The 4,322-nt window shown below is 61.0% G+C and carries 2 protein-coding genes; both read left to right on the forward strand.

Translation table 11 applies throughout. The features are described 5' to 3' along the window. A partial coding sequence (locus RIF85_RS14815) for a chromosome partitioning protein (protein WP_309072669.1) occupies window positions 1-1,295 on the forward strand: 1,295 nt, incomplete at its 5' end. Window positions 1,296-1,372: 77 nt separating this feature from the next. Then, a partial coding sequence (locus RIF85_RS14820) for an NAD-glutamate dehydrogenase domain-containing protein (protein WP_309072670.1) occupies window positions 1,373-4,322 on the forward strand: 2,950 nt, incomplete at its 3' end.

Consider the following 4,322-nt stretch of genomic DNA (forward strand, 5'->3'; position numbering starts at 1 on the left):
GGTTCATGAGCATCCCCGTTATCACTTACGGCGATACGTTTACTGACTTCGTGGGCGGGTTGGAACGACTGCACGGTCCGGTTACTGTCGTGCGCAGATGCGGTGCCCTCGCCGAATTGATTGCCGCATGCCAGACGGGGCTCGCCCGTGCCGCAATCGTTGCCGGCGACACGTCCGAGCTGGGCATCAGCGTTCTGGACCGGCTGCACAGCTCGCAAGTTGCCGTCGTCGTGCTCACCGATGACGAAGGGGAGCGCCGCCGATTCGATGCATTGGGGATTGCCCAAGGTTCCGTCCTGATGGAGCCTTTGGAACTGGCCTGCCTTATCACCGAGGCTGTAGCGACTCTTCCCGAAACGGGCACCCAGATGGCTGGAAGTTATGCCGACCCGGCACATGCGCTGCTACCGGTCGGGATCCCGGACGAACAACCTGCGGAACTGTCAGCCGGCGGTCAGGTGATCGCGGTGTGGGGACCACCGGGTGCGCCTGGCCGAACGACGGTCGCTGTGAATCTGGCGGCGGAGTATGCGGCATCCGGCAAAAAGACACTGCTGATCGACGCCGACACCTACTCCGCGAGCGTAGCGGCGTTCCTCGGCCTGATGGATGAGTCCGCCGCACTGGCCCAAGCGTGCAGGCTGGCAGATCAGGGCATCCTCGATGGACCGGCCCTTGCACGGGTAAGCGTAAAGGTAGCGGTACAAGGCGCTCACCTTCAGGTGTTGACGGGCATCACGAGGGCCGAGCGGTGGCCGGAACTCCGGCCCGGCGCTGTGTCCACCGTAGTGGGGCTGGCGAGATCCCAAGCTGAGTACACCATCATCGATTGCGGTTTTTGCCTCGAGGCTGACGAAGAGCTCAGCTTTGACACGATGGCACCACGGCGAAACGGTGCGACCCTTCGTTGCCTGGAACTGGCCGATACTGTTTTTGCAGTCGGTGCCGCCGACGCCGTTGGGGTTCCCCGGTTGGTCAGGGCACTTGCCGAGATTGAACATGCCGTTCCCAGCGCTGCGCCCCGTGTCGTCCTGAACAAGGTGCGGGCATCATCGATTGGATCGGCACCGGTCGACCAGTTGCGACAATCCTGGGAGCGATTCGGTCCGCTCAAAGAGGTGCACTCTTTCCTGCCAGCCGACTTCGATGTTGCGGACGCAGCATTACTCAGTGGCTCTGTGCTTCTCGAAAGCGCTCCGGATTCTCCGCTGCGCCATGCAATCGCACTGCTCGCTGGCCGCGAACTGCCTGTCCGCGGGAACAGCTCACGCAGGTACAAGCGCCTCAAAGTGTAGTTTTTGTCGGCTGGCGTTAGGCTTGCAGGTGTGGCCGCAATGGGGCGGTCTCGGACCACCTATCGGAGGCGTTTTTCATGTCGTCAGGATCCAGTGCTACGGATCTTTCCACTTCAGGCAAGCACCCGGGGGACTTCCTCGGGAACTACTACGAGCACCTGGCTGCCGAGGATGCTGCAAGCTATAGCGGCGACACTCTGGAAACCCGGGCCATGGCGCATCGGGAGCTCGCCCTTCATCGGCCGAGCGGAGAAGCGGTCATCGGCATACGCAACGAGCGCAATTCCAGCGTCATCATGATTGCGACCGACGACATGCCGTTCCTGGTCGATTCGGTAACTGCGGAAATAGTGCGCCAGGATCTGGCCATACGGATGCTCATGCATCCCACTTTTATTGCCGTACGCGACCGGACCAGCCACGAACTTGTAGAGCTGAAACGCGTACCGGCCCATTTGGGCGCCTCGAGCGGCGACACCGCCGCGCTGCCGAATCTGGCCGAGTTTATCGCGACGGGAGACAAGGCCTCCCACATTGAATCCTGGATTTCAGTAGAGACTGTGCGTATTTCAGACGACGAAAAGGCACAGCAGGTCATTGAGGGCATCCGCAAAGTGCTCGGTGATGTTCGCGTCGCAGTCGAGGACTGGTCTGCGATGCGCAGCCGTGTCAGGCAGATCGCCGCATCGCTGGATTCTGTTGCCGGTGCTGAGGAGATACCGGACCTCAATGAAGCCAAGGAGCTTCTGGAGTGGCTGGACGATGGCAACTTCACCTTCCTGGGCTACCGGGAGTATGACCTTGCCAATCAGGCCGGCGAAGATGTGCTGTTGCTGCGCGAGGGCACGGGGCTCGGCATCATGCGTGAGCTGCCGGAGGACCGGCACGTCCAGCATCTGACAGAGGAGGGACGCGCCCGCGCCCGCGAGAAGCGCGCATTGGTCATTACCAAGGCGAATTCGCGTTCCACCGTGCACCGGGCGGCGTACCTGGACTACATCGGGGTCAAGAGCTTTGACGCGCAAGGCAACGTCAACGGCGAGCGCAGGTTCATCGGTCTCTTTGCCAGCAGCGCCTACAACCGATCAGTACGAAGCGTTCCCATTGTGCGCGAAAAAGTCGACGCAGTCCTCAGGCATTCCGGGTTTGCACCTGACTCGCATTCGGGGAAGGACCTGCTTTCCATACTTGAGTCGTATCCTCGGGATGAGATATTCCAGATGAGCACCCAGGAACTGGCGGACATCGCCATGGGCATCCTGCGGCTTCAGGAACGCCGGCGGACGCGGCTCTTTCTCCGCCAGGACGTCTACGGGAGGTTTGTTTCGGCACTGGTCTACCTGCCCCGCGACCGGTACACCACGGCAGTACGACTGCGGATGCAGGACGAACTGCGCAGAACCTTCGAAGCGAAGGCCATTGACTATGAAGCTCGGATGACGGAATCTTCCTTGGCACGGTTGTTCTTCCGCATCCGGCTCAAGCATGGTTCCGAAGTGCCGCAAATCGATGTTGCAGACCTTGAGAAGCGGCTGGCCGCTGCGGCACGTTCGTGGTCCGAGGGCATTGACCAAATTGTGCGGACGAAATTTGACGGTGAGGAAGCCGAGAAGCTTTCGGCGAAGTGGGCCGAGGCTTTCCCCGCCAGCTACCGTGTTGACTATGAGGTCGAAGATGCGCTTGAGGACATCGCGCGCTTCGAGAGCTACAGCGAAAAGGCCGAAGTCAGTCCGATCATGCACGTTTACATCCCTGCCGACGTGCAGACGAAGGTCGAGGACGCCCGTCTCAAACTCTATTTGCCCGAGCCGCAGTCACTGAGCCAGATTCTGCCCGTCTTTCAAAACCTCGGTCTGGAAGTGCTGGATGAACGGCCATTCGAAATCATCACGGCCGACGGCGAGGATTTCTTCCTTTACGACTTGGGCCTGAGGTATCCGCCCAGAGTAGACCCGCTCGCGACCGGCGGGCTGGTGCAGGACGCCTTTGGCGCCGTCGTGACAGGAAGGAGCGAGTCCGACCGGTTCGACCGGTTGGTCGTGCAGGAGCGGGTGCCCTGGCGAGAGGTCTCGATGCTGCGCAGCTATGCGCGCTATGTACGGCAGCTGGGCTATGCAGGTTCGTATAGTTTTACCGCCGATACGTTGCTTGCAAATCCGGTGGTAGCCCACGCACTGATCACGCTGTTCACTGTCCAGTTTGACCCCGACGTGGACGAGGACTCCCGGGAAGCAGCCCTTGAGCGCGCGCGCATAAGCCTGGCTGACGGGCTCCAGGCGGTTCCGACTCTGGACGCGGACCGAGCGCTCCGGACACTGGCCAACGTTATTGAGGCCACTTTGCGTACCAACTACTTCCAAAACAAGCCCTACTTGAGTTTTAAGCTGCGTCCGGAAGTCATCGAAGGAGCACCGTTCCCGCGGCCGAAATTCGAGATCTGGGTGTACTCACCGCAGGTCGAAGGGGTGCACCTTCGGTTCGGCGAGGTAGCCCGAGGCGGGCTGCGGTGGTCCGATCGCCGGGAGGACTTCCGCACGGAAATACTCGGTCTGGTCAAGGCACAAACGGTCAAGAACGCCGTCATCGTCCCGACCGGTGCCAAGGGCGGCTTCTACGCCAAACAGTTGCCCGACCCGGCGAATGACCGAGCGGCCTGGATGGCAGAGGGCCAGTCGAGCTACCGGACATTCATCCGCGGTCTGCTTGACATCACCGACAACCTTGTCCGAACGCCTGCTGGCCAGCAGGTTGTCGCGCCTGAACGCGTTGTCCGCCTGGACGGCGATGACACATATTTGGTCGTAGCGGCAGACAAGGGCACCGCCAGTTTTTCCGATATCGCCAACGAAATATCGGCAGAGTACGGGCACTGGCTGGGGGACGCATTCGCCTCCGGCGGTTCCGTCGGTTATGACCACAAGGCGATGGGCATTACCGCCCGCGGAGCATGGGAATCGGTTAAGCGCCACTTCAGCGAGCTGGGCATCGATACCCAACAGGAGGACTTTACGGTTGCCGGTGTAGGCG

The sequence above is a fragment of the Arthrobacter sp. genome, assembly GCF_031179385.1.
Lineage (GTDB): Bacteria > Actinomycetota > Actinomycetes > Actinomycetales > Micrococcaceae > Arthrobacter_D.